Genomic DNA, 21,409 nt, shown 5'->3' on the forward strand with positions numbered 1-21,409 from the left:
TTATTCCCCTTTTTGCCATTCAGGCTTCAGCGTCTCCCAGAGGTCGTTGACCGTGGAGACGAACCATGGATCGGAACGCATTTCGGCAGTGCGCGGCCGCGGCAGCGGCACCAGCACTTCGTCGCGCACGCGGCCGGGCCGCGGGCTCATCACCACGACGCGGTCGGCGAGGAACACTGCCTCTTCGATGCCGTGGGTGACGAAGATCACCGTCTTGCCGGCCTCCGAGGAGATGCGGGCGATTTCTTCCTGCAGCAGCACCCGGGTCTGGGCGTCGAGCGCGCCGAACGGCTCGTCCATCAGGAGGATGTCGGGATCGGGCGCGAGCGCGCGGGCGATCGCGGCGCGCTGCTTCATGCCGCCGGACATCTGGTGCGGATACTTGTCTTCGAAGCCGGTGAGATGAACGGTCTTGATCAGCGCCCGCGCGATCTCGGCGCGTTCGGCTTTCGGCATGCCTTTCGCCTTCAGGCCGAACTCGACGTTCTGCTGCACCGTCATCCAGCCGAACAGTGCGTAGTCCTGAAACACCACGGTGCGCGACGCGTCAGGTTTCGAGATCGGCCGGCCGTCCTGCAGGATCTGGCCGCTCGAGGCCAATTGGAAGCCGGCGATGATGCTGAGCAGCGTCGACTTTCCGCAGCCCGATGGGCCGAGCAGCGAGATGAACTCGCCCTTCTTGATGCGCAGCGACACGCCGTCGAGCGCAATCACCGCCTGGTGGGTAGTCTTGGAGTCGTACACCTTGCCGACATTGCGGATGTCGATCTGGACCTCCGCGGTGGTCGCCTGCGGCACGGCAAGCTCGGCGGCGGCCAAGGTGGCGGGTGCGAATTGTGCGTTCATGGTGAGGGCCCTCAGCTGCGCTCGGAAGGAGCCCACGCGTTCACGCGCCGCTCGATACGTTCAAGGATGGCGGACATCGCGAAGCCGATCAGTCCGATCGTCACCATGCCGGCGACGACGTTGTTGATCTGGAAGAGCATGCGCGACTGCTGGATCAGGTAACCGAGGCCGGTCTGGGCGGCGATCAGTTCGGCGGTGACGACGCACATCCAGCCGACGCCGAGGGCGATGCGCAGGCCGGGCAGGATGATCGGCAGCGAGGCGGGGATCAGCACGTCGGTGAACAGCTGCCAGGGTTTGGCGCCGAGGCAGAGCGCGGCGTTCATCTGGTTGCGGTCGAGGCCGCGGATCGCCGTGTAGGTGGCGATGAACACCGGGAAGACGGCGCCGAGGAACACCAGGAAGTAGGAGGCGGCGTCGCCGAGGCCGAACCACAGGATGGTGATCGGGATCCAGGCCAGCGGCGGGATCGGCCGCAGCGCTTCGATCACCGGCCGGACGTAGTCCGACACTGTGCGCCACCAGCCGCAGAGCAAGCCGAGCGCCAGGCCGACCACGCAGGCGAGCAGGAAGCCGACCGCGACGCGCTGCAGGCTGGCGCCGAGATGCACCCACAGCGAGCCGTCGAGCGCGAGTTGCCACAGCGCTTCGGCGATCGCGACCGGCGAGGGCAGCAGGAAGCCGTCGACCAGATTGAGCTGGGTGATCGCCTGCCAGATCGCGAAGAACGCGGTGAGACCGACCGCGGCCCGCATCGGCCGCCCTGCAAAGGCATTCTGAATCATCGCGAACCGCGGCCTCATCGTTTCAACCGGCAGGCGGCCCGCATCGGCTTCCGCTTCCATCTGCAATCCTCCTTTGGTCGCGCTCCGTCGTCGCGTGACCCATGGACTTTGGAATATGTCGGACAAATCCGTCAATCGGAATCGGCTGGGCGCCGGAACATAAATCGAGCAAAACCGCGGAATATCCGCTTAACTTGGCGCCATTTGCCGGTGCATTGTGCATTGCGGTCAATTTCGGCCATAAATCGTCGGGAAAATCCGACAATAGACGTTGCGGCCGAGATCGGACATGGTCGGCGCGCTTCGGCGGTGGGGGACGACGTTGGATATCGAAGGAAAATTGGCCCGGATCGGCATCACCGGGTCGCTCTACAAGCTGTATCTGACCGCCGTCGGGCTCGGCGGCGCGTCGGTGACGGCGGTCGCGGCCAAGGCCGGCCTGCCGCGCACCACCGCGCATGATGCGCTCGCCAAGCTGGAAGCCGAGGGGCTGGTCCGGTTCGTTGACCACGGCAAGCGGCGCTTCGTCGTGGCCCAGGAGCCCGGCATCCTGCTGGAGCGGCTGGAAGCACGCCGGCAGATGCTGGAAGACGTGATGCCGGTGCTGCGCTCGATGTATCACCACGAGAGCGGCCAGCCGAACGTACGCTTCCATCCCGGGCCCGAAGGTATCCGCACCACGCTGTGGGATACGCTGTCCGGCGGCGACAAAGTGCTGCGCGCGACGCTGTCGATGCGTGAACTGATGGCCGAGCCGGGCCTGGAAGAAATGGAGCACTACCTGCAGGAGCGCGCCCGCCGCGGCATTTGGCTCCGGGTGATCCGCTCGGTCGAGCGCGACATCGCGCCGATCTGGCCGTCCAGCCAGGAATTGTGCCGCGAGCTGCGCTACGCGCCGCACGAGCACACGCTGTCGATGACCTGTTTCATCTACGGCAACAAAGTCTGCCTGATCTCGTCCGCACGCGAGAGTTACGGGCTGATCATCGACAGCGCCGAATTCGCCGCGTTCCAGGCCTCGATGTTCGACGCGATGTGGAGTCTCAGTACGCCGGATACCCAGCCGGCGATCCTGACGCCCGACGGCGAGGGATGAGCGAAGTACCGGCGTTCGCGACGGTTGAGTAGCGTGCGATAGGCCGCTACAGCTTGCGGTTCTGATCGAACCGGCCTGGAGCTGTAGAGACGCTGAGGAAATGACGGAGCACGCTGGATATTCCGCGCCGGCCGAGGTTGCCGGTGAGCCGCTGTTGCGTATCGAAGCCGTGGAGAAACGGTTCGGCGGCTTCGTCGCCGTCGACCGGCTGTCGCTGGACATCAAGGCCGGCGAGTTCTTCGCGCTGCTGGGTCCCAGCGGTTGCGGCAAGACGACGCTGCTGCGGATGCTGGCGGGCTTCGAGACGCCGGATGCCGGGCGCATCCTGCTGAACGGCGTGGATATCGCTGCGGTGCTGCCGCACGAGCGCCCGGTCAACATGATGTTCCAGAACTACGCGCTGTTTCCGCACCTCACCGTCGCGGCCAATATCGCGTTCGGGCTGAAGCGGGCGCGGCTGCCGCGCAAGGAGATCAAGGCGCGGGTCGCCGAGATGCTGGCGCTGGTCAGGCTCGAAGGCCTCGGCAAGCGCAAGCCGGATCAGCTCTCCGGCGGCCAGCAGCAGCGCGTCGCGCTGGCGCGGGCGCTGGCGCTGCGGCCGAAACTGCTGCTGCTCGACGAGCCGATGGCGGCGCTGGACAAGAAGCTGCGCGAAAGCACGCAGCTGGAACTGATGGCGCTACAGAAGCGGCTCGGCATGACCTTCGTGATCGTCACCCACGATCAGCAGGAGGCGATGACCGTGGCCGACCGGATCGGCGTGATGCGCGCCGGCAAGCTCGATCAGGTCGCGGCACCGCGGCAGCTCTACGAAGCGCCGGCGTCGCGCTGGGTCGCGGAGTTCGTCGGCGACGTCAACATGCTGGAAGGCAGCGTCGCCGGCCGCGACAACGGCCGCATCACCGTCGCGACCGGCGGGGCCGGCGAGGTCGTGGTGGCAGAGCCGCGCACCCCGCTGGAGGCCGAGGCGATCTGCGTCGCGATCCGGCCGGAGAAGATCAAGCTGTCGCTGCGCGGCCCTGCCGCCGACGCCGGCCATGCCGATGCGATCAACCGGCTCGACGGCACCATCACCGACATCGGCTATGCCGGCGGCATGACCAGCTACAAGGTTCGGCTCGATCACGGCGCCACCTTGCTGGCCGCGATGGCCAATACGACGCGGCTCGACGTCGACGCGTATCACGCCGGCCAGCACGTGGTGGCGTGGTTCTCGCCCGACGATTGCGTGGTGCTGACCCGATGAGTGGCCGCCGGATTTTCACCAAGCCGGCGCGGCTCGCCGCCGTTGCGCCTTATGTCTGGATGCTGCTGTTCTTCCTGGTGCCGTTCGGCTTCGTGGTGAAGATCAGCTTGTCGCACACCGCGATCGCGCAGCCGCCTTATACGCCGGTGTTCGATCTTGCCGCCGGCTGGACCGCGCTGCGTGCGGCGTTCGACGCGCTGTCGGCCGACAATTTCAAGCTGATCTTCGGCGACCACCTCTACGTCGTTTCCTACTTGCGCAGCCTCACCGTCGCGGCGGTGTCGACCGCGATTCTGCTGCTGATCGGCTATCCGATCGCCTACGCGATGGCGCGGCTGCCGCGACGCTGGCAGCCGCTGGCGATGATGCTGGTGATCGTGCCGTTCTGGACCTCGTTCCTGATCCGGATCTACGCCTGGATCAACATCCTGCAGCACGACGGCCTGCTCAATCAGCTGCTGCTGGCGCTGCACATCGTTTCGAAGCCGGTGGTGTGGCTGTCGACCGACACCGCGATGTATGTCGGCATCGTGTATTCGTATCTGCCGTTCATGGTGCTGCCGCTGTACGCGACGCTGGCGAAGCTGCCGCATTCGCTGTCGGAAGCCGCTGCCGATCTCGGCGCCTCGCCGCGGCAGGCTTTCTGGCTGGTCACGTTCCCGCTGTCGTTGCCCGGCATCGGCGCCGGCGTGCTGCTCTGCTTCATCCCGATCGTCGGCGAATTCGTCATCCCCGATCTGCTCGGCGGTTCGACCTCGCCGATGATCGGCCAGACGCTGTGGCTGGAGTTCTTCACCAACCGCGATTGGCCGGTCGCATCCGCACTGGCCGTGCTGCTGCTCGGCGTGTTGCTCCTGCCGCTGCTGATCTACGAGCGCGCGCAGCGACGCCAACTCGAGGGGAGGTCGTGATGGGCGGGATAGCCTTTGTCCCGAGCGTAGTCTCAGGTTGCTGCGAAGAATACCCTCCCCTGGAGGGGGAGGGTCGCTCGCGCAGCGAGCGGGGTGGGGTGGCGAAGAGTTCATCCGCTGTGCCCGCGGCTCACCCCACCCCGGCGAGCACCGCGCTTCGCGCGCTACTCGCCGACCTTCCCCCTCCAGGGGAGGGTACAAAAACATGAAGCTCTCCCGTTTCAACCTCGTCTCGCTGACGCTGGGGCTGGCGTTTCTGTATCTGCCGATCGTGATCCTGGTGGTGTATTCGTTCAACGACTCCCGCCTGGTTACGGTGTGGGGCGGCTGGTCGCTGCGCTGGTATCGCGAGTTCTTCCAGGATCAGCCGATGCTGGATGCCGCCTGGATGAGCCTGCGCGTGGCGCTGACCTCGGCCACGGCAGCGGCGGTGCTCGGCACGCTGGCGGCGGTGGCGCTGTCGCGTGCCGGCCATTTCAAGGGCCGAACGCTGTTTTCCGGGATGCTGTATGCGCCGCTGGTGATGCCGGAAGTGATCACCGGGCTGTCGCTGCTGCTGTTGTTCGTCGCGATCAGCGCCGAGCGCGGATTCTGGACGGTGGTGATTGCCCATACCACGCTGACGATGTGCTTCGTCGCCGTGGTGGTGCAGTCGCGGCTGCATGCGCTCGACCGCAGCATCGAGGAGGCGGCGATGGATCTCGGCTGCGCACCGGTGGAAGCATTCCTGCGCGCCACCGTGCCGCTGATCTGGCCGGCGATCGCGGCGGGCTGGATGCTGGCGTTCGCGCTGTCGCTCGACGATCTGGTGATAGCCAGCTTCACCACCGGTCCCGGCTCGACGACGCTGCCGATCCGGATCTATTCGGAAGTGCGGCTCGGCGTGAAGCCGGAGATCAACGCGATCTGCACCCTGATCATCGCGGCCGTGACGGTGCTGATCGTTATCGCCTCACTGGCGTCGAAGCTGTCGAAGACCCAGGCCGACAACGCCGCGCCGATGTGAGGTGTCATTAGGCCCCGTCCCTCCGACGACGAAGCAATCCAGGCGCGCTCCAGGGCGAGCTGGATTGCTTCGCTACGCTCGCAATGACGGAGAGGGGCATGCCGGTGCGTAGCCAGCGGCTACGCAGATCGCGCTGAGCTGATCAGTTCGCCTTCGGCTCGGGTTGCGCGGCGGCAGGTGCGTCGGCCGGCGGCTCGGCGTCCTGTTTTTTGCCGGTGATGCGTTCGAGCACCGAGCGGACGGTGTCGCGGGTCTTGCGATCCTTCACGGCGTCGAGCAGCGGCGCCGAGGCGGGCGAGCGGCGGATCAGGCTTTCGGGATCCGGGAAGATCAGCGGATCGTCCCACGGGCCCTGCACGATGAACGGCAGGTCGAAGCCGGGCTTGGCGGCGGAGCCGCCGGCGAGGCTGGCGACGCCCTTCAGGTCGTATTCGCGCGCCGGCACCGAGGCAGTGCCGCTCAGCGAAATCCGTGCGGTGGGACCGTCGATCCGTACCTCGTCGGCAGTGGCGATACCATCGGCGAACCGCACCGAAACGGTGAGCTTGTCGAACGGGGTGTTGCCGCTGCGGAAATTGCCGCCGCCGGACAGCGGCCGCCGCTCCAGCCGCTTCAGCAATTGTTCGACGTTGAAGCCGCTGATCGCGCCGTCATGGCCGGTGAGCAGCGCGGAGCCGTCGAGCGATTGCGCCAGGCCGAACGGGCTCGCGCCCTCGGCTTCCAGCGACACGCTGAGGTTGCCGCGTCCCGACAGGTTGCGCACGCCGAGCAGGTCGGCCGCGCAGGTCTGCAACTCGACGTCGTTGAACTGGAATTGCGCCTTGATGCTGGCGGCCTTGTCGGAGCGCGAAATGCCGAACGTGCCTTGCGCGATGCCGCCATACACCTGAGCCTCGCCGACGCTGAGCGCCAGTGCACCGCCGCGCAGATTGGCGCTGATCGCGGTGCGGCCGAGCGTGGTGCTGCCGATCGAAACTTTCGCGGCCGACAGCCGCATATCGAGATCGACCGGATCGGCCGAAGACAGATCGAACAACTGCCGGTTCCAGTCGCGCGCACCGCTGGCGAGCAGGCGGATCGTCGACAGATACGGCGTGACGTCGATGCTGCCCGCAGCGAGCGTCGCCTGCAGGCCCTGATGGCCGCCGGCGATGCTGTAAGTCATCACGCCTTCTGCGACGTTCTTGTCGAGCTCGACGTTGACGTTGGTGAGCGCGATCGAAGAGCCGACCAGATTGGCGCGGGCCTTCAGCGCGAAGCGGCCGAAGCCGCCGGTGCCCGGAGGCTCCTGTCCGGCCCAGCGCAGCGCGTTGCGCAGCGAGGCGCTGTCGGCGCTCACCGTGCCGATTAACGACAGGCTGGTTCTGTTGGTGATGGTGCCGTCGAACGCGATCTTCATCGGCGCGCCGGCGAGGCGCAGCTTGATGCCCGAGGTGTCGCCGCGCAGCGCCGCGATGAAGTCGGCGACGGTGATCGAGCCGTCGAGGCGTTCGCCGCGGAAGTCGAACTGGCCGGTCGCCGCGAAGGTGCGCGAGATCGAGGGCCATGCCAGCGACAGGTCAATGTCGTCGATGTGCTCGTGAACGCCGGCGGTTTCGTCGCGATAGCTGAGTTCGCCGTCCTGCAGGCGGATCTCGGAGAACGACACCTGATCGTCGAGACCCGGCTTCATCGTCCGGGTCAGGCTGTCGATGAACGGCGTCCAGTTGCTGCGGCCGTCGGCGTCGCGCACCACGTGGATCGACGGCTGGTTGAGCATCACGTCGGCGATCTCGAACCGGCGCAGCAGCAGCGGCAGCAGCCGCAAATTGGTGATCAGCGTCTTGACGCTGAGCGCCGCGTCGGCGCCGCCGTCTTCGTCGCTCTTCAAGCGTACGTTGCTGAACGTCACGGTGCTGCGCGGGAAGATGGTGACGTCGATATCGCCGTCGACCACCAGCTTCAGGCCGGTGGCGGCGCGAAGCTGCTGCTCCACGGCCTGGCGCAGGGCGCCGCGATCGATCGTCAGCGACAGCGCGAACGCCCCTGTCACGGCGACGGCGATCAGCACCGCCACCGAGATCCCGAGGCGCTTAATTCCTTGGGCCATCGCCAACCAGTTTCCGGAACGTGAGCGTGAATGAGGTGTGTGAGAGGCGGCTCCCAACAGGGCCGGACCCGGGGCGCAACTTGCTCGGTTTTCTTGGCGCTTTCAAGGCTTTCCGGGTGTTACGGGGCCTGGTGCAATTGACGGGTTGCGGGGTTTTTGCCTAATAGACCTAATCGCAGCAAAGCCCGCTCAAAGGTCCCTGCATCATGAACAAGGTCTACCCCGACGCCAAGGCGGCACTCGACGGCATCTTGCGGGACGGCATGATGATCATGTCCGGCGGCTTCGGCCTTTGCGGCATTCCCGAGACCCTGTCTGACGCGATCCGCGACGCGGGCGTCAAGGATCTCACCTTCGTTTCCAACAATGCGGGCGTCGACGGCATCGGCCTCAGCCGGCTGCTCGAAACCCGCCAGATCAAGAAAATGATCTCGTCCTATGTGGGCGAGAACAAGCTGTTCGCGCAGCAGTTTCTGGCCGGCGAGCTGGAGTTGGAATTCGCCCCGCAGGGTACCCTGGCCGAGCGCATCCGCGCCGGCGGCGCCGGCATCCCGGCGTTCTTCACCAAGACCGGTGTCGGCACGCTGGTGGCGGAAGGCAAGGAAATCCGCGAGTTCGACGGCGAGAAATACGTGATGGAACGCGGCCTGTTCGGCGACATCGCGATCGTCCACGCCTGGAAGGGCGATACCGCCGGCAACCTCGTGTACCGAAAGACCGCGCGCAACTTCAATCCGATGATGGCGACTGCGGCAAAGATCACCATCGCGGAGGTCGAGCATCTGGTGCCGGCGGGCGAGATCGATCCGGATCATATCCACACCCCGGGCATCTTCGTGCAGCGCATCGTCCATGTGCCGAACGCGAAGAAACACATCGAGCAGCGTACCACCCGCAAGCGTGCCGAATCGGCGGCGAGCTGAGGAGATCCCTGATGGCTTGGACCCGCGAACAGATGGCGGCGCGCGCCGCCAAGGAATTGCGCGACGGCTTCTACGTCAACCTCGGCATCGGCATTCCGACGCTGGTCTCGAACTACATCCCGGATGGCGTCGACGTGGTGCTGCAGAGCGAGAACGGCATGCTCGGCATGGGGCCGTTCCCCTACGAGGGTGAAGAAGACCCGGACCTGATCAACGCCGGCAAGCAGACCGTCACCGAGCTGCCGTCGACCAGTTACTTCTCGTCGGCCGATTCCTTCGCGATGGTTCGCGGCGGCCATATCGATCTCTCCATTCTCGGCGCCATGCAGGTCGCGCAGAACGGCGACCTCGCCAACTGGATGATTCCGGGCAAGATGGTGAAGGGCATGGGCGGCGCGATGGATCTCGTCGCCGGCGTCAAGCGCGTCGTCGTGGTGATGGAGCATTCCGCCAAGGACGGCCCGAAGCTGTTGAAGACCTGCAACCTGCCGCTCACCGGCGAGCGCGTCGTCGACATGGTGGTCACCGATCTTGCGGTGTTTACCATCGACAAGCACGGCAACGACGGCATGGCGCTGATCGAGCTTGCCGACGGCGTCACCCTCGACGAGGTCAAGGCCAAGACCGAAGCCGAATTCCGCGTCGCGCTGAAGAACGCCTGATTCCGCGGCGCCGCGCACCGCCGCCGTGAAGCTGCGGCGGCACGCCGCGCGGTGTCCGGTGATCTTGAAACCCGTTACTGTTCCCCTAGATCGAGCGGTACCGGCCCTGTGATGCGGGGCCGGCACGCCGCTTGAGTGTGTCGCCCGGCAGGTGCTCACTTGCCGTAGCCTTTGCACGCGGCCGCGCACTCTCAAGGCCTGATCTCATAGCGCCGCTCGCGATGCGGCTTGCCGCTCCTCGCACGTTTTGCTGCGGGTTGGCTGCGGGAACTCGGCCGTGAGCTGCGGCGTCTTTGTCGGACGAAGGAGCAATGCTCCCGTCGAGGGAGCGCAGCGGGGGAGTCACCGTCGTGGAGCTCAACAAGAAGACCCAGTTCAACATCTGGTACTGGCTGGTCGCACTCTTCGTCTTGCTCGGCTTCCAATACCTGTTCACCACCGCGACGCTCGTCGCGCAGCTTCCTTACAGTCAGTTCGAGACCTATCTGGCCGAAGGCAAGATCGCCGAGGTCGCGGTGTCGGATCGCTTCATCCAGGGCCGCTTCAAGGAAGCGATCGACGGCAAGCCGATGTTTATTACCACCCGGGTGGAGCCTGATCTGGCGCGCCAGCTTCAGGACAAGGGCGTCGTCGTCACCGGGCGGATCGAGAGCACATTCTTCCGCGACCTGTTGTCCTGGGTGGTCCCGGTCCTGCTGTTTGTCGGCGTCTGGATGTTCATCATCCGCCGGATGGGCGGCGGGGTCGGCGGCGGTCTGATGCAGATCGGCAAGTCGAAGGCCAAGGTCTATGTCGAATCCAACACCGGCGTGTCGTTCGCCGATGTCGCCGGCGTCGACGAGGCCAAGGACGAACTGAAAGAGATCGTCGATTTCCTGAAAGATCCGGACGGCTACAGCCGGCTCGGCGGCCGGATGCCGAAGGGTATCCTGCTGGTCGGTCCGCCCGGTACCGGCAAGACGCTGCTGGCGAAAGCGGTGGCGGGCGAAGCCGGCGTGCCGTTCTTCTCGATCTCCGGCTCGGAGTTCGTCGAGATGTTCGTCGGCGTCGGTGCCGCGCGGGTGCGCGATCTGTTCGAGCAGGCCCGCGCCAAGGCTCCGGCGATCATCTTCATCGACGAACTCGATGCGCTCGGCCGTGCCCGCGGCATCGGGCCTTACGCCGGCGGTCATGACGAGAAGGAGCAGACGCTGAATCAGCTCCTGGTCGAGCTCGACGGCTTCGATTCCTCGACCGGCCTGGTGCTGCTCGCCGCCACCAACCGCCCCGAAATCCTCGATCCGGCGCTGCTGCGCGCCGGCCGGTTCGATCGCCAGGTACTGGTCGATCGCCCGGACAAGGCCGGCCGTATCCAGATCCTCGGCGTGCATATGACCAAGGCGAAGCTTGCCCCGGATGTGTCGCCCGAGCAGATCGCGGCGCTGACGCCCGGCTTCACCGGCGCCGATCTGGCGAACCTCGTCAACGAGGCGACGCTGCTGGCGACCCGCCGCAAGGCCGACGCGGTGACGATGCAGGACTTCAACAACGCGATCGAGCGCATCGTCGCGGGGCTCGAGAAGCGCAACCGACTGCTCAATCCGAAGGAGCGCGAGATCGTCGCCTATCACGAGATGGGACATGCGCTGGTGGCGATGGCGCTGCCCGGCGTCGACCCGGTGCACAAGGTGTCGATCATTCCACGCGGCGTCGGCGCGCTCGGCTACACCATCCAGCGTCCGACCGAGGATCGCTTCCTGATGACCCGCGAGGAGCTGGAGAACAAGATGGCGGTGCTGCTCGGCGGCCGCGCCGCGGAGAAGATCGTGTTCGGCCATCTGTCGACCGGTGCAGCCGACGACCTGATGAAGGTCACCGATATCGCCCGGGCCATGGTGACACGTTACGGCATGAGCGAACGGCTCGGGCACGTCGCGCTGGAGAAGGATCGCCGCTCGTTCCTGGCGAGCGACCAGCCGTATTACGGGCCGCAGGAGCGTAGTTACTCCGATGAGACCGCGGCGGCCGTCGACGACGAGGTCAAACGCATCGTCGATGCCACCTTCGATCGTACCGTCAAGCTGCTCGGCGAGCGCCGCGACCAGCTCGAACGCTCGGCACGCCGGCTGATGGAGAAGGAGACGCTCGACGAGCAGGACCTGCGGGCGTTTGCCGGCCAAGCTGCGCCAGTGCCGCAATCGCCGGCCGATGCACCGGCCTGAGCCAGTGCCGACACGACTGATCAGCGCCGGCCGCCCGAGAACATCGGCGACTCGCCGGGCAGCAGGTTGGAGCGGATGTCGCTGTCGGTGGTGCCGTTGTACTGGGTGTAGCCGGCCGACAACGACAGGCTGACATTCGAGGTCGGCTTGATCTCGATGCCGGCGTTGACGGTGGTGGCTGCGGTGTTGCTGCTGGCGAAGCCGGGGGAGGTCAGCGAGGTGAAAACGTCGGGCTTGTACTTCAGGCTGTCGACGCCGCCGAACAGCGTCACCGGCATGTCGCCGACGCCCTTGAAGCGGTAGCCGTATTGCGAGCCTTCGGACGCGAGCGAGCCGAAATTGCCGAATGCGCCGGCGCCGCCCGGGCTGTTCCAGCCCAAGCCGCCGGCCAGCGGTGTCACCGGAGCGCTATAGCTCCGTGCCACGAAGCCGCTGCGCAGCTCGCCATTCTCATCGGTCTCAGCAGTGAAGCCGGGGACGTCGCTCCAGCTCAGCGCCTGCCAGCTCTCGGTCGCGCCGCCGCCGAAGCCGAACGGCCCGCCGGGCACCCAATAACGGATCGGTGCCACCTGCGCCTGGGCGGACGCTCCGGCGAGGAGCATCGCGGCGAGGGCGAGGCCGCACCGGGCGGCGACAGGAGAGATCCGGTTCTGCGTCATCGGGCGGATTATACGGTCGTGGACGGGTCGGGGCCAGCCGGTGCTGCGGATCGCCGCAGCGCCGGAGTTCCGAACCCCATCAGCCACGGGATGACGGCGGCAGCGTGGCGGCCGGCTCATTCCGGCAGGTCGGAGAATCGCGTCAGCCAGATCACCGGCGGAATGCTGGCGGCGACGATGATCAGAGCCGCCAGCGCGCCATCCTCAAAGCTGCCGCGGCTGGCGTATTGGTAGATCGAGGTCGATAGCGTCTCGACGTTCAGCGGCCGCAGCAGCAGCGTCGCCGGCAGCTCCTTCAGGCAGTCGACGAACACCAGGATTGCGGCGCCGACCAGCGCCGGGCGCAACAGCGGCAGGTCGATCTTCCAGAGCGTGACGAGGCGGCCGGCGCCGGCGGCGCGGGCCGAGTCTTCGTAGTCGCGCGGGATGCGGTCGAACCCGGCCTTCAACAGCCCGGTCGGCACCGCCAGGAAGCGGATCACATAGGCGGCCACCACCGCGCCGCCGGTGCTCATCAGGATCAGGCCGGGCGACGGATAACCGAAGGAGCGGAAGATGTTGGCGACCGTGCCATCGATCACCAGCACCGGGGTCAGCAGCCCCAGCGCCAGCACCAGGCCGGGCAGCGTGTAGCCGAGCTGGGCGACCGCCATGGCGGCGCGCGTCGTGCGGGCCTCGCGCCAGCGCGCGGCCAGCACCACGATCAGCCCGAGCCCGAGCGCGATCAGGGTCGCGAGCGCCGCGAGCGTCACGGTGTGCAGGGCGTCCCGCCACAGCGCCGGGTCGATCCCGATCGACAGGCTGCGGCGCAGGCTTTCGCCGAGCAGATAGACGGCCGGCAGCACGAAACCGAACAGCGGCGGCAGCAGACAGGCCGTGGTGGCGAGGCCGCCCTTGAGCCCGCGCAGCCGCGTCCGCGATCGCAGCCGCGGGCTTTCCGCCGACAACTCGACGCTGGCGCTCCTGCGGCCGATGCGCTCGATCGCGATCAGCAGCGCGGCGAAGCCGAGCAGCACCAGCGATAGCTGCGCTGCGCCGGCGAGGCTGCCGCGATTCAGCCAGGTGTTGAACACCGACACGGTGAGGGTGCGGACGCCGAGATATTCGGAGGCGCCGATGTCGTTCAGCGTCTCCAGCGCGGCAAGCGCAACGCCGACCGCCAGCGCAGGCCGCGCCATCGGCAGCACCACCCGGCGCAGGATGGTGAAGCGGCCGGCGCCGAGCGTCCGCGCGGCCTCGATCGCATCGGTCCCCTGCGCCTGAAACACCGCGCGGGCCGACAGATACACGTAAGGATACAGCACTGCGGCGAGCAGCAGCATCGCGCCGGGCAGCGACCGCATCGGCGGCAGCCATTGCACCGCCTGGGCGGCCGGCATCGTCAGGCTGAGGGCGCGATGCACCAGCCCGAGCGGCTCGAACAGATCGACATAGACGTAGGCCGACAGATAGGTCGGGACCGACAGCGGCAGCGGTAGCAGCCAGATCAGCGCGGAGCGGCCGGGAAAATCGTGCGACGACACCAGCCAGGCCGTAGCGGTGCCGATCAGCAGCGTCAGCGTGCCGACGCCGGCGATCAGCAGCGCGGTGTCACTCACCGCGCGAGGCAACACATAGGCGATCAGATGCGACCACACCTCCGGCGCCGGCTGCAGCGCGATCAGCATCAGGCTGATCACCGGCGCGGCGACGAGCAGGGCGGTGAGGAGAGCGAGACCGAGGACGACGAGTTCGGTGTCGGACGCACTAGGCGCCGTCCTCATGGTGAGGAGGCACGCAGCGCCGTCTCGAACCATGAGGACGTGATCTTTGGCTTCATCCTTCGAGACGCCCGGCTTCGCCCTCAGGGCTTCGCCGGGCTCCTCAGGATGAGGGAAGTCTGCCTGCGGTGGAGGTGTGATGACGTTCAGTTGTCGAATCCGACCTTGTCGACCAGCGTCGAGGCAGCCTTGCGGTTGGCGGCGATCTTGGCGATCGGCAGCGGATCCGGCTTCAGCTTGCCGTAGCCGGCGATGATCGGGTTGAGCGGCACGCCGGCGCGGATCGGATATTCGTAGTTGGCGTCGGCGTAGATCTGCTGCGCCTTCTCGCCGGCGAGCCATTCGATCAGCTTCACCGCGTTGGCCTTGTTGGGCGCGTGCTTGGCAAGCACCACGCCCGACAGATTGACGTGGGTGCCGCCGCCTTCGAACGTCGGCAGCACGACGCGGGTCGCGTCCGCCCAGGCCTTCTTGTCGGGATCGTTCAGCATCAGCGCCCAGTAGTAGGTGTTGCCGATACCGAGATCGCATTTGCCGGCCGCGACGTCACGCGCGGTCTCGCGGTCGCCGCCGGACGGCTTCTGCGCCAGATTGGCCTTCAGGCCGCGCAGCCATTCCTCGGCCTTGGCCTCGCCGTGCTTGGCGACGTAAGCGGCGAACAGCGCATTGTTGTAGATGTGCTGGCCGGAGCGGATGCAGATCTTGCCCTTCCACTTCGGGTCGGCCAGCTCCTCATAGGTGATCGCTTCCTGTTTGACGCGATCCTTCGAGGCGTAGATCACCCGCGCCCGCATCGAGATGCCGGCCCACTGGCCGTTCGGATCGCGGAACTGCGCCGGCACGATTTCGTCGATCACGGTCGAGTTGATCGGCTGGCTGATGCCCGCCGCCACCGCATCGTCGATCCGGCCGATGTCGACCGTCAGCAGCACGTCGGCCGGGCTGTCGGCGCCCTCGGCCTTGATCCGCTGCTCCAGGCCCGAACTCGCCGAAATCACGTTGACGGCGATCCCAGTGTCCTTGGTGAAGGCATCGAACAGCGGCTGCACCAGCTTGGTCTCGCGGTAGGTGTAGACGTTCACCTGCTCGGCGGCCCCGGCGGCGAACGGCACGAAAACGGCGGCAAGTGCGAGGGCAGCGGCACGGAAACGGCTCATACGGCGGGCTCCTGACGAAAATCGAGAACGCTTGTCAGTAGCTCAGGCCATCAGGGCAGTGCAGCGGCGCAATGTCGCGATTAGAACTATTCCAGCCCGGCAAGCCCGTCAGCTTAGCTGCTCGGCCAGCATGTCGCGGACCTTGCCGACCAGCGCCGGCTCGTTGCGGCGCGGCGGAACCAGGCTGAATTCGACTTCGGGCAGCGGTGGCAGCCGGTTGCCCGCGGCTAGCACCACGGCGTCCGTCGGCACGGCCGACGCGTTGAGGCAGGTCAGCCCGAGGCCGGCGGCCAGCGCCAGGTGCAGTCCTCCGACGCCGGAGGCCGAGTGCATCACCGTGTGCGGCAGCCGGTGCGCCGTCAGTGTGCGCGCGATGAAGCGCTGCAGCGAGCAGGTGTCGGGCAGCACGACGAGCGGCAGGACGCCGTCGTCCGGCATCACGAACGAGCGGTCGGCGACCCACAGCAGCGGCTCGCGCCGCAGCTTGATCCGCTTGGCCGCGTTCCGCCGCGACGGACGGTCGAGAATCGCCATCGACAGGCCGATGTCGAACTCATCGGAAACGGCGGTCTCTTCGATCAGCGCGCTCTTGCGGATCGAGACGTGCAGCCGCAGATGCGGAAACTGATCGCGCACGCGGCGCAGGATGCCGGGCAGCGCACCAGGCCGAAAGTAATCGGTGATCGCCAGCCGCAGTTCGCCCGCGAGCTGGGCGGCGTGCATGTCCCGATAGGCGGCATCGCTCAGCGCCAGCAGTTGGCGGGCGTGTCCGATCAGACGTTCGCCGGCGGGCGTGAGGCTGGCGCCGCTCTTGCCGCGGCGAAACAGCGGTTGCCCGCACATCTCCTCCAGCTTGCGGATCTGCTCGCTGACCGCCGATTGCGACCGGCATAAGCGCGGTGCCGCCGCCGACAGGCTGCCGGTCTCGGCCACCACCACCAGCGCGTTGAGGAGATCGAGGTCGAACAGCCGGCTCATCATCCACCTGAAAACCAGATGGATGATATCGTATCTTCCCGTTTTTCAGGAGGAAAGAGCCGCGGCATGATCGGCATCGACATCCACCACCAGAAAGCAGCGGACATGCCCGGCATCACCCTGACGGTTTCCCTCCCCCTCGACCCGGCGCTGACCGGACGGCTCGCCGCCGCGGTCGCCGAACTCACCTGCCGGGTGCTGCGCAAGGAACTCGATCGTACGGCGGTGTTCATCCGCCATCATCCGGCCGATCAGTGGTTCATCGCCGGCCGTGCGCTCAGCGACTGGCGCAAGAACGCGTTCAAGCTCGAGGTCACGATCACCGACGAGACCAATACCAAGGCGGAAAAGGCAGCGTATCACCGCGAGGCGTTTGCGCTGCTGTCAGAGCTGATTGGTAACCTGCACCCGCACTCGAATATCCATATCATCGACTGCCGGGCGGCGGCCTATGGCTATGGCGGGGTGACGCAGGAGGCGTATGCGTATCGCGCGCCGGGCTGACAACGTCCGGCACGGCAACGGCTTCAGAGCAGCAGGTTGCCGGCACCGTTCTGACAGGCCGGGCATTTGCACGCATGGAAATTGACTTCGGCGGCGACGTATTCGGCGCCACAATGAATGCAGGCGATCTTCAGATGCGGACGTCGATCAGCGCTGCAGCTGGCCGCCCGGGCGACCAGATACTGACCGAGTGCATTCTGGTCGCCTTCGGCGACATGATAGTTCGCACTCACGAGCATCCCCCGGATTGTGCATGTGCGAGATAGTCTAGCACACAGCCCTCGGGGGAATGCAATTCGAATAGCTGCAATCGAATCGCGCAATTCTGCGACGCAGCGGTGTTGTAATGCCGAGAGTGAATCAAACCTTGCACGAATGGTATTCAGGCCATGAGGTCCGATCCATAACGGGGCTAACGCCGCCCCGCCTGCGCGCCGTTGCCGTTGTCGTCGAGCGCGCGGCGCAGCCGGCGAATGATCACGCTGCGCGCGCGCTCGTCGGCCGCGGCTTCGACGCTGGCGTTGATATCGAGCAGCAGCTTCGACATCTCGTTGTGCCAGTCGAGCTTGACCACTGATTCGGGTTCGAGCCGCCGGCGATGCTTGCCGTCCTGCGCGGTCGGAACCGGCGTGGTGAGTTCGTAGACGTCGTCGAGCAGGGGCTGAAAGATCTTCGCCGCCGGCAGCACGCCGCCGCCGAGCCGTTCCGCCAAGGCGGCGATCGCGGTTTCCTCACCATGGGCGAGAAACAGCCCGCGATCGATCGGCCGGCGTTCGGTGATCCAGCGCGTCAGTTCGCCGGCATCGGCATGGCCGGAGTAATCGTCGATGCGGCGGATCTTGGCTTTGACGCGAACTTCTTCGCCCATGATCCGCACCGCCTTGGCGCCCTCTTCGAGAAAGCGGCCAAGCGTGCCGTTGGCCTGATAACCGACCAGCAGCACTGTGCCGGTGGAGCGGCACAGCCAGCGCTTGAGATGATGGCGGATGCGGCCGGCATCGCACATGCCGCTGGCGGCGATGATGATGTGGAAGCCGTTCAGCTTGGCGATCGCCTTGCTCTCTTCCACCGTTTCGGTGAAGCGCAGATGCGGCGAAGCCAGCAGCCGTTCGACATCGACGTCTTCGTCGAGATCGGCGGCATGGCGGCGGAACACTTCGGTGGCGCGGATTGCTAGCGGCGAATCCAGGAAGATCGGCGCGCTCGGGATCGTTCCCTTTTCCATCAGGTCGATCAGGTCGACGATCAGCTCCTGGGTGCGCTCGACCGCGAATGCCGGAATCACCAGTGCGCCGCGCGCCGCGGCGGCGGCGTTGACTTCGGCGGCGAGCCGCTCGTGGCGGAGCTTGGGCGAGGTCGGCTCGCGCACCCGGTCGCCATAGGTCGACTCGCAGATCACGTAGTCGAAATGCGCCGGCGCTTCCGGATCGGGCTGCAGCAGTTTGCCGTCGGGGCCGATATCGCCGGAGGCGAGCAACCGCAGCGCCGATGACGAGCGGCCTTCGCCGTCGATCTCGATTTCGATCGAGGCCGAGCCGAGCAGGTGGCCGGCGTTCCAGAACCGCGCGCGCACGCCGGGGAGGACGTTGACCCAGCTCTGGTAATCGACCGGATAGAACGACGACAGCGTCGCGATCGCGTCGGCCTGGGTGTAGATCGGGCTGACTTCGGGCTTGCCACGCGCGGCGTTGCGGCGGTTCAGCATCATCACTTCGGACTCCTGGATGCTGCCGGCGTCGGGCAGCATGTAGGAGCACAGATCGATCGTGCCGCGGGTCGCCAGGATCCGTCCCTTGAAGCCCTCGCGCACCAGCTTCGGCAGCAGACCGCTATGATCGATATGGGCGTGGGTCAGCAGCACCGCGTCGATCTCGGACGGGCGGAACGGAAACGCGCCGTAGTTCAACTCCTTCAGCGTCTTGTGGCCCTGGAACAGGCCGCAATCGACCAGGAAGCGTTTGCCCTTGGTCTCGAACAGATAGCAGGAGCCGGTGACGGTGCGCGCAGCGCCGCAGAATCGGATGGTGACACTCATGCGCGGGTCTCCTGATTGGTCGTGCCGATCTCGGCTCGCAGCGCCTCGACGAACAGATCGTCGAGCGTGATTGCGTTGGTCGGGTGCGGCACGGAGTGGGTGGAGCGGATGGTGCGGATGCCGGCGGCGGCGAAGTCGCGCAGCATCGCCGGGGGAAACAGCGCGTGGGTGATCACCGCGTCGACGGATTTTGCGCCGGCGCCGAGCAGCGCGCGGGTGCAGGCGATCAGCGTGCCGCCGGAGGAGACGATGTCATCGACCAGCAATGCCGGCCGACCCGCGACCGCGCTTGCATCAGCGAACGCGATCTCGACCGACCGGTCGCCATGGCGGATTTTCTGCGCCACCGCCGACCGCGTGCCGATCAGCTTTGCGAGCGCATCCACCCATTGCTGGGATTCGGAATCCGGTCCGACCACCACGGTGTCAGGATCGAGCATGCCGCGCAGCGCCGCGGCGATCGCCGGCATCGCAGACAGCTCTTCCGCCGCAATGCCGGGGAATACGTCGCCGAGCCGCGGCGTGCGATGCAGATGCGGATCGACGGTGATGACGCGGTCGACCAGCCCTGCGAGCAGCCGGCCCATTGCTTTCTGGCTGATCGCGTCGCCGGGATGGAACGCCACGTCCTGGCGCATGTAGCAAAGATACGGCGCCAGCAGCACGAGCCGGTGGCAGCCCTCGCGACGTAGCGCTTCGGCGGCGAACAGGATGGTCACCAGCTTATCGTTGGGCTGATCCAGCGGCAGATACAGGATCGTGGTCGCCGCCGCCGGGCCGACATTGACGGCGATCTCGCCGTCCGGAAAGCGGTGCTGCGTGATCAGGTGCGCCGGCACGTCGAGCCGTGCTGCGAGCCGAATGGCATCGTCCGCAGCCGAGTCCAGATAGCGCAGGGCGACGCTCACGACACCAGGTCCACGTCGGCCGGCGTATGGTGATTGATCGCGAAGCCGGACTCCGCCTGTGCGGCGGCCAGCGCCAGATCGAATTCGGCTTGGTCGGACGCATAGACCCGATACAGCGGCTCACCCTTTTCGACGCGGTCGCCGATCTTCTTGAACAGATCGATGCCGGCGCCCTTGGCGACCGGCGCGCCGGCGCTGCGGGCGAGGCGATTGATCCGCAGACAGTCGATGCCGTTGACCACGCCATCGGCGGCAGCCAGCACGTCGGCAGCGTAGCTGCCGAGCTCGGATGGACACGGCGACGGCCCCTGCGCGTCGATGATCTGCTGCATCTTCTTCAGCGCCGCTCCGCTGTCGAGCAGCTCCTTGGCGCGGGCATAGCCGGCGCCGCCGCGCAGCTTCGGATCGTATTCCAAGAGATGCGCGGCGAGCCGCAGCGATTTCTCGCGCAAGTCCGCCGGGGCGCCGGGTTCGTTGCCGAGCACCGCCATGACGTCGCGGGCTTCCAACACCGGGCCGATGCCGCGGCCGATCGGCTGGCGGCCGTCGGTGGTCACCACCTCGACGCCGATGCCGAAATGATCGCCGACGAATTCGAACAGCTTGCGCAGCCGCATCGCCTCGTTGGCGCTGGCGACCTTGGCAGAAGGGCCGACCGGGAAGTCGATCAGCAGCCGGGTCGAGCCGGCGGCGAGCTTCTTCGACATGATCGAGGCGACCATCTGCTCCGGCGTGTCGAGGCTGAGCGGACGTTCGACCGAGATCAGGATGTCGTCAGCGGGCGATAGGTTGACGTGGCCGCCCCACACCAGGCAGCCGCCGCAGGAATGGACCACCTGCTTCATCTGATCGACGTCGAGATCGACCCTTGCCAGCAGTTCCATGGTGTCGGCGGTGCCGGCCGGCGAGGTGATGGCGCGCGATGAGGTCTTCGGAATCATCAGCCCGTGCGCGGCGACGATCGGCACCACGATCATCGTGGTGCGGTTGCCGGGGATGCCGCCGATGCAGTGCTTGTCGACGACAATCGGGGTGTCCCATTTCAGCCGGGTGCCGACCGATGCCATCGCGCCGACCAGCGCCAGCAACTCGTCGGTCGAGGTGAAGCGCGCGGCGCTGATCAGGAACGCGGCGATCTCCATGTCGGAGTAGCGGAAGTGCGCGAGGTCATCGACGATCGCGGTGATCTCGGCGGCCGACAGCGTGTGGCCCTGGATCTTCGCGCGCACCGCATCGAGGCTGGCGGGCGACCGTGCCGGCGTCACCGACACCGCACTGCCGACCGGCTCGTTGAAGCGGCGGAACGCCGGCTCCGACAGGCCGAGTTCATCGGGGCCTATCATCGCGTCGTCGTCGGTGATCATCAGCGTCGCCAGCAGCACCTTGGAGTTGATGCGCAGTTCGACGCGGCTAAAGCCGCGAAACACTTCGGGGCGCAGGGCGCGCGAGCGGCGGGAAAGCACCGCGACGTTTTCGCGGCCGGTATCGAGGCTGATCCGCCGGATGGTCAGCGGCGGGCGGGAGAGATCGGGAGCATTCAAAATAGCGCAACTCCGCGCATCGGCCGGGCGGCCTTCAGGAGCGCGTGGCGAAGCGGCGGGCGCCGGGACACGCGATGGCTGAGGCTAGAAGCTCGGCCCGCG

At 66.6% G+C, this 21,409-nt stretch carries 19 protein-coding genes; 8 read left to right on the forward strand and 11 right to left on the reverse strand.

The window, feature by feature from the left end:
* Both DY467_RS04135 and DY467_RS04140 read right to left on the reverse strand, forming a co-directional pair.
* Positions 1-846: an ABC transporter ATP-binding protein gene (locus tag DY467_RS04135; RefSeq protein WP_164634131.1), complete on the reverse strand. Its 846-nt coding sequence runs from the start codon at positions 844-846 to the stop codon at positions 1-3.
* An 11-nt stretch (positions 847-857) separates the two neighbouring features.
* Positions 858-1,691 carry an ABC transporter permease gene (locus DY467_RS04140; RefSeq protein ID WP_107345777.1) on the reverse strand — a complete coding sequence of 278 codons (834 nt, stop codon included), beginning with the start codon at positions 1,689-1,691 and terminating at the stop codon, positions 858-860.
* Between the two features lie 262 nt (positions 1,692-1,953).
* Between DY467_RS04140 and DY467_RS04145 the strand changes: the two genes are divergently transcribed.
* The 4 genes from DY467_RS04145 to DY467_RS04160 all read left to right on the forward strand — a co-directional run bounded on the left by DY467_RS04145 (position 1,954) and on the right by DY467_RS04160 (position 5,890).
* On the forward strand, positions 1,954-2,727 hold the full coding sequence (locus DY467_RS04145; RefSeq protein ID WP_246701453.1) for a TrmB family transcriptional regulator: 774 nt from the start codon (positions 1,954-1,956) through the stop codon (positions 2,725-2,727).
* A 100-nt stretch (positions 2,728-2,827) separates the two neighbouring features.
* A complete protein-coding gene (locus tag DY467_RS04150) occupies positions 2,828-3,973 on the forward strand; it encodes an ABC transporter ATP-binding protein (protein WP_164634133.1) in 1,146 nt (381 codons plus the stop codon).
* Positions 3,970-4,884, forward strand: coding sequence for an ABC transporter permease (locus DY467_RS04155; protein WP_107345774.1), 915 nt, complete (start codon positions 3,970-3,972; stop codon positions 4,882-4,884). Before DY467_RS04150 ends, DY467_RS04155 begins: the two co-directional genes overlap by 4 nt.
* Before the next feature lie 205 nt (positions 4,885-5,089).
* A complete protein-coding gene (locus tag DY467_RS04160) occupies positions 5,090-5,890 on the forward strand; it encodes an ABC transporter permease (RefSeq protein ID WP_107356762.1) in 801 nt (266 codons plus the stop codon).
* A gap of 142 nt (positions 5,891-6,032) precedes the next feature.
* Here DY467_RS04160 and DY467_RS04165 read toward each other — a convergent pair whose 3' ends face one another.
* Complete coding sequence (locus DY467_RS04165; protein WP_164634134.1) at positions 6,033-7,979, reverse strand: AsmA family protein; 1,947 nt, start codon at positions 7,977-7,979, stop codon at positions 6,033-6,035.
* Positions 7,980-8,185: 206 nt separating this feature from the next.
* Between DY467_RS04165 and DY467_RS04170 the strand changes: the two genes are divergently transcribed.
* The 3 genes from DY467_RS04170 (at position 8,186) to ftsH (ending at position 11,765) form a co-directional block, all read left to right on the forward strand.
* The gene (locus DY467_RS04170; RefSeq protein WP_011159691.1) at positions 8,186-8,902 is read left to right on the forward strand and encodes a CoA transferase subunit A; all 717 of its coding nucleotides are present in this window, start codon (positions 8,186-8,188) and stop codon (positions 8,900-8,902) included.
* 11 nt (positions 8,903-8,913) lie between these two features.
* On the forward strand, positions 8,914-9,564 hold the full coding sequence (locus tag DY467_RS04175; RefSeq protein ID WP_011159690.1) for a 3-oxoacid CoA-transferase subunit B: 651 nt from the start codon (positions 8,914-8,916) through the stop codon (positions 9,562-9,564).
* Positions 9,565-9,875: 311 nt separating this feature from the next.
* Positions 9,876-11,765: an ATP-dependent zinc metalloprotease FtsH gene (ftsH, locus tag DY467_RS04180; RefSeq protein WP_164634135.1), complete on the forward strand. Its 1,890-nt coding sequence runs from the start codon at positions 9,876-9,878 to the stop codon at positions 11,763-11,765.
* A 20-nt stretch (positions 11,766-11,785) separates the two neighbouring features.
* On the opposite strand, the gene DY467_RS04185 is transcribed toward ftsH, so the two are convergent.
* The 4 genes from DY467_RS04185 to DY467_RS04200 form a co-directional block, all read right to left on the reverse strand.
* On the reverse strand, positions 11,786-12,424 hold the full coding sequence (locus tag DY467_RS04185; protein WP_164634136.1) for a hypothetical protein: 639 nt from the start codon (positions 12,422-12,424) through the stop codon (positions 11,786-11,788).
* A gap of 116 nt (positions 12,425-12,540) precedes the next feature.
* Positions 12,541-14,187: an ABC transporter permease gene (locus tag DY467_RS04190; RefSeq protein ID WP_164634137.1), complete on the reverse strand. Its 1,647-nt coding sequence runs from the start codon at positions 14,185-14,187 to the stop codon at positions 12,541-12,543.
* 143 nt (positions 14,188-14,330) lie between these two features.
* Positions 14,331-15,341 carry a Fe(3+) ABC transporter substrate-binding protein gene (locus DY467_RS04195; RefSeq protein WP_164634138.1) on the reverse strand — a complete coding sequence of 337 codons (1,011 nt, stop codon included), beginning with the start codon at positions 15,339-15,341 and terminating at the stop codon, positions 14,331-14,333.
* Between the two features lie 108 nt (positions 15,342-15,449).
* Entirely contained in the window at positions 15,450-16,319 is an 870-nt protein-coding gene (locus DY467_RS04200; protein WP_246701454.1) for a LysR family transcriptional regulator, read from the reverse strand.
* Positions 16,320-16,385: 66 nt separating this feature from the next.
* On the opposite strand from DY467_RS04200, the gene DY467_RS04205 reads away from it, so the two are divergent.
* Entirely contained in the window at positions 16,386-16,823 is a 438-nt protein-coding gene (locus DY467_RS04205; RefSeq protein ID WP_246701455.1) for a tautomerase family protein, read from the forward strand.
* Between the two features lie 23 nt (positions 16,824-16,846).
* On the opposite strand, the gene DY467_RS04210 is transcribed toward DY467_RS04205, so the two are convergent.
* From DY467_RS04210 to DY467_RS04225, 4 genes are all read right to left on the reverse strand, one after another.
* A complete protein-coding gene (locus tag DY467_RS04210; RefSeq protein WP_107345766.1) occupies positions 16,847-17,062 on the reverse strand; it encodes a hypothetical protein in 216 nt (71 codons plus the stop codon).
* A gap of 173 nt (positions 17,063-17,235) precedes the next feature.
* A complete protein-coding gene (locus DY467_RS04215; RefSeq protein WP_164634140.1) occupies positions 17,236-18,858 on the reverse strand; it encodes an MBL fold metallo-hydrolase in 1,623 nt (540 codons plus the stop codon).
* Entirely contained in the window at positions 18,855-19,766 is a 912-nt protein-coding gene (locus DY467_RS04220) for a ribose-phosphate pyrophosphokinase (protein WP_164634141.1), read from the reverse strand. The genes DY467_RS04215 and DY467_RS04220 overlap by 4 nt, the downstream gene beginning before the upstream one ends.
* Positions 19,763-21,307 (reverse strand): thymidine phosphorylase family protein, encoded by a 1,545-nt coding sequence (locus DY467_RS04225; protein WP_164634142.1) that lies wholly within the window; start codon positions 21,305-21,307, stop codon positions 19,763-19,765. The genes DY467_RS04220 and DY467_RS04225 overlap by 4 nt, the downstream gene beginning before the upstream one ends.
* Positions 21,308-21,409: the final 102 nt, after the last annotated feature.

Source organism: Rhodopseudomonas sp. BR0G17 (genome assembly GCF_010907025.1).
GTDB classification, from domain to species: domain Bacteria; phylum Pseudomonadota; class Alphaproteobacteria; order Rhizobiales; family Xanthobacteraceae; genus Rhodopseudomonas; species Rhodopseudomonas palustris_H.

Bases quoted from the DNA above. Each gene is read 5' to 3' on its own strand.
- DY467_RS04135 (WP_164634131.1), bottom strand. From the start codon at position 846: ATGAACGCACAATTCGCACCCGCCACCTTGGCCGCCGCCGAGCTTGCC.
- DY467_RS04140 (WP_107345777.1), bottom strand. From the start codon at position 1,691: ATGGAAGCGGAAGCCGATGCGGGCCGCCTGCCGGTTGAAACGATGAGG.
- DY467_RS04150 (WP_164634133.1), top strand. From the start codon at position 2,828: ATGACGGAGCACGCTGGATATTCCGCGCCGGCCGAGGTTGCCGGTGAG.
- DY467_RS04155 (WP_107345774.1), top strand. From the start codon at position 3,970: ATGAGTGGCCGCCGGATTTTCACCAAGCCGGCGCGGCTCGCCGCCGTT.
- DY467_RS04160 (WP_107356762.1), top strand. From the start codon at position 5,090: ATGAAGCTCTCCCGTTTCAACCTCGTCTCGCTGACGCTGGGGCTGGCG.
- DY467_RS04165 (WP_164634134.1), bottom strand. From the start codon at position 7,979: ATGGCCCAAGGAATTAAGCGCCTCGGGATCTCGGTGGCGGTGCTGATC.
- DY467_RS04170 (WP_011159691.1), top strand. From the start codon at position 8,186: ATGAACAAGGTCTACCCCGACGCCAAGGCGGCACTCGACGGCATCTTG.
- DY467_RS04175 (WP_011159690.1), top strand. From the start codon at position 8,914: ATGGCTTGGACCCGCGAACAGATGGCGGCGCGCGCCGCCAAGGAATTG.
- ftsH (WP_164634135.1), top strand. From the start codon at position 9,876: ATGCTCCCGTCGAGGGAGCGCAGCGGGGGAGTCACCGTCGTGGAGCTC.
- DY467_RS04185 (WP_164634136.1), bottom strand. From the start codon at position 12,424: ATGACGCAGAACCGGATCTCTCCTGTCGCCGCCCGGTGCGGCCTCGCC.
- DY467_RS04190 (WP_164634137.1), bottom strand. From the start codon at position 14,187: ATGAGGACGGCGCCTAGTGCGTCCGACACCGAACTCGTCGTCCTCGGT.
- DY467_RS04195 (WP_164634138.1), bottom strand. From the start codon at position 15,341: ATGAGCCGTTTCCGTGCCGCTGCCCTCGCACTTGCCGCCGTTTTCGTG.
- DY467_RS04200 (WP_246701454.1), bottom strand. From the start codon at position 16,319: ATGAGCCGGCTGTTCGACCTCGATCTCCTCAACGCGCTGGTGGTGGTG.
- DY467_RS04205 (WP_246701455.1), top strand. From the start codon at position 16,386: ATGATCGGCATCGACATCCACCACCAGAAAGCAGCGGACATGCCCGGC.
- DY467_RS04210 (WP_107345766.1), bottom strand. From the start codon at position 17,062: ATGCTCGTGAGTGCGAACTATCATGTCGCCGAAGGCGACCAGAATGCA.
- DY467_RS04215 (WP_164634140.1), bottom strand. From the start codon at position 18,858: ATGAGTGTCACCATCCGATTCTGCGGCGCTGCGCGCACCGTCACCGGC.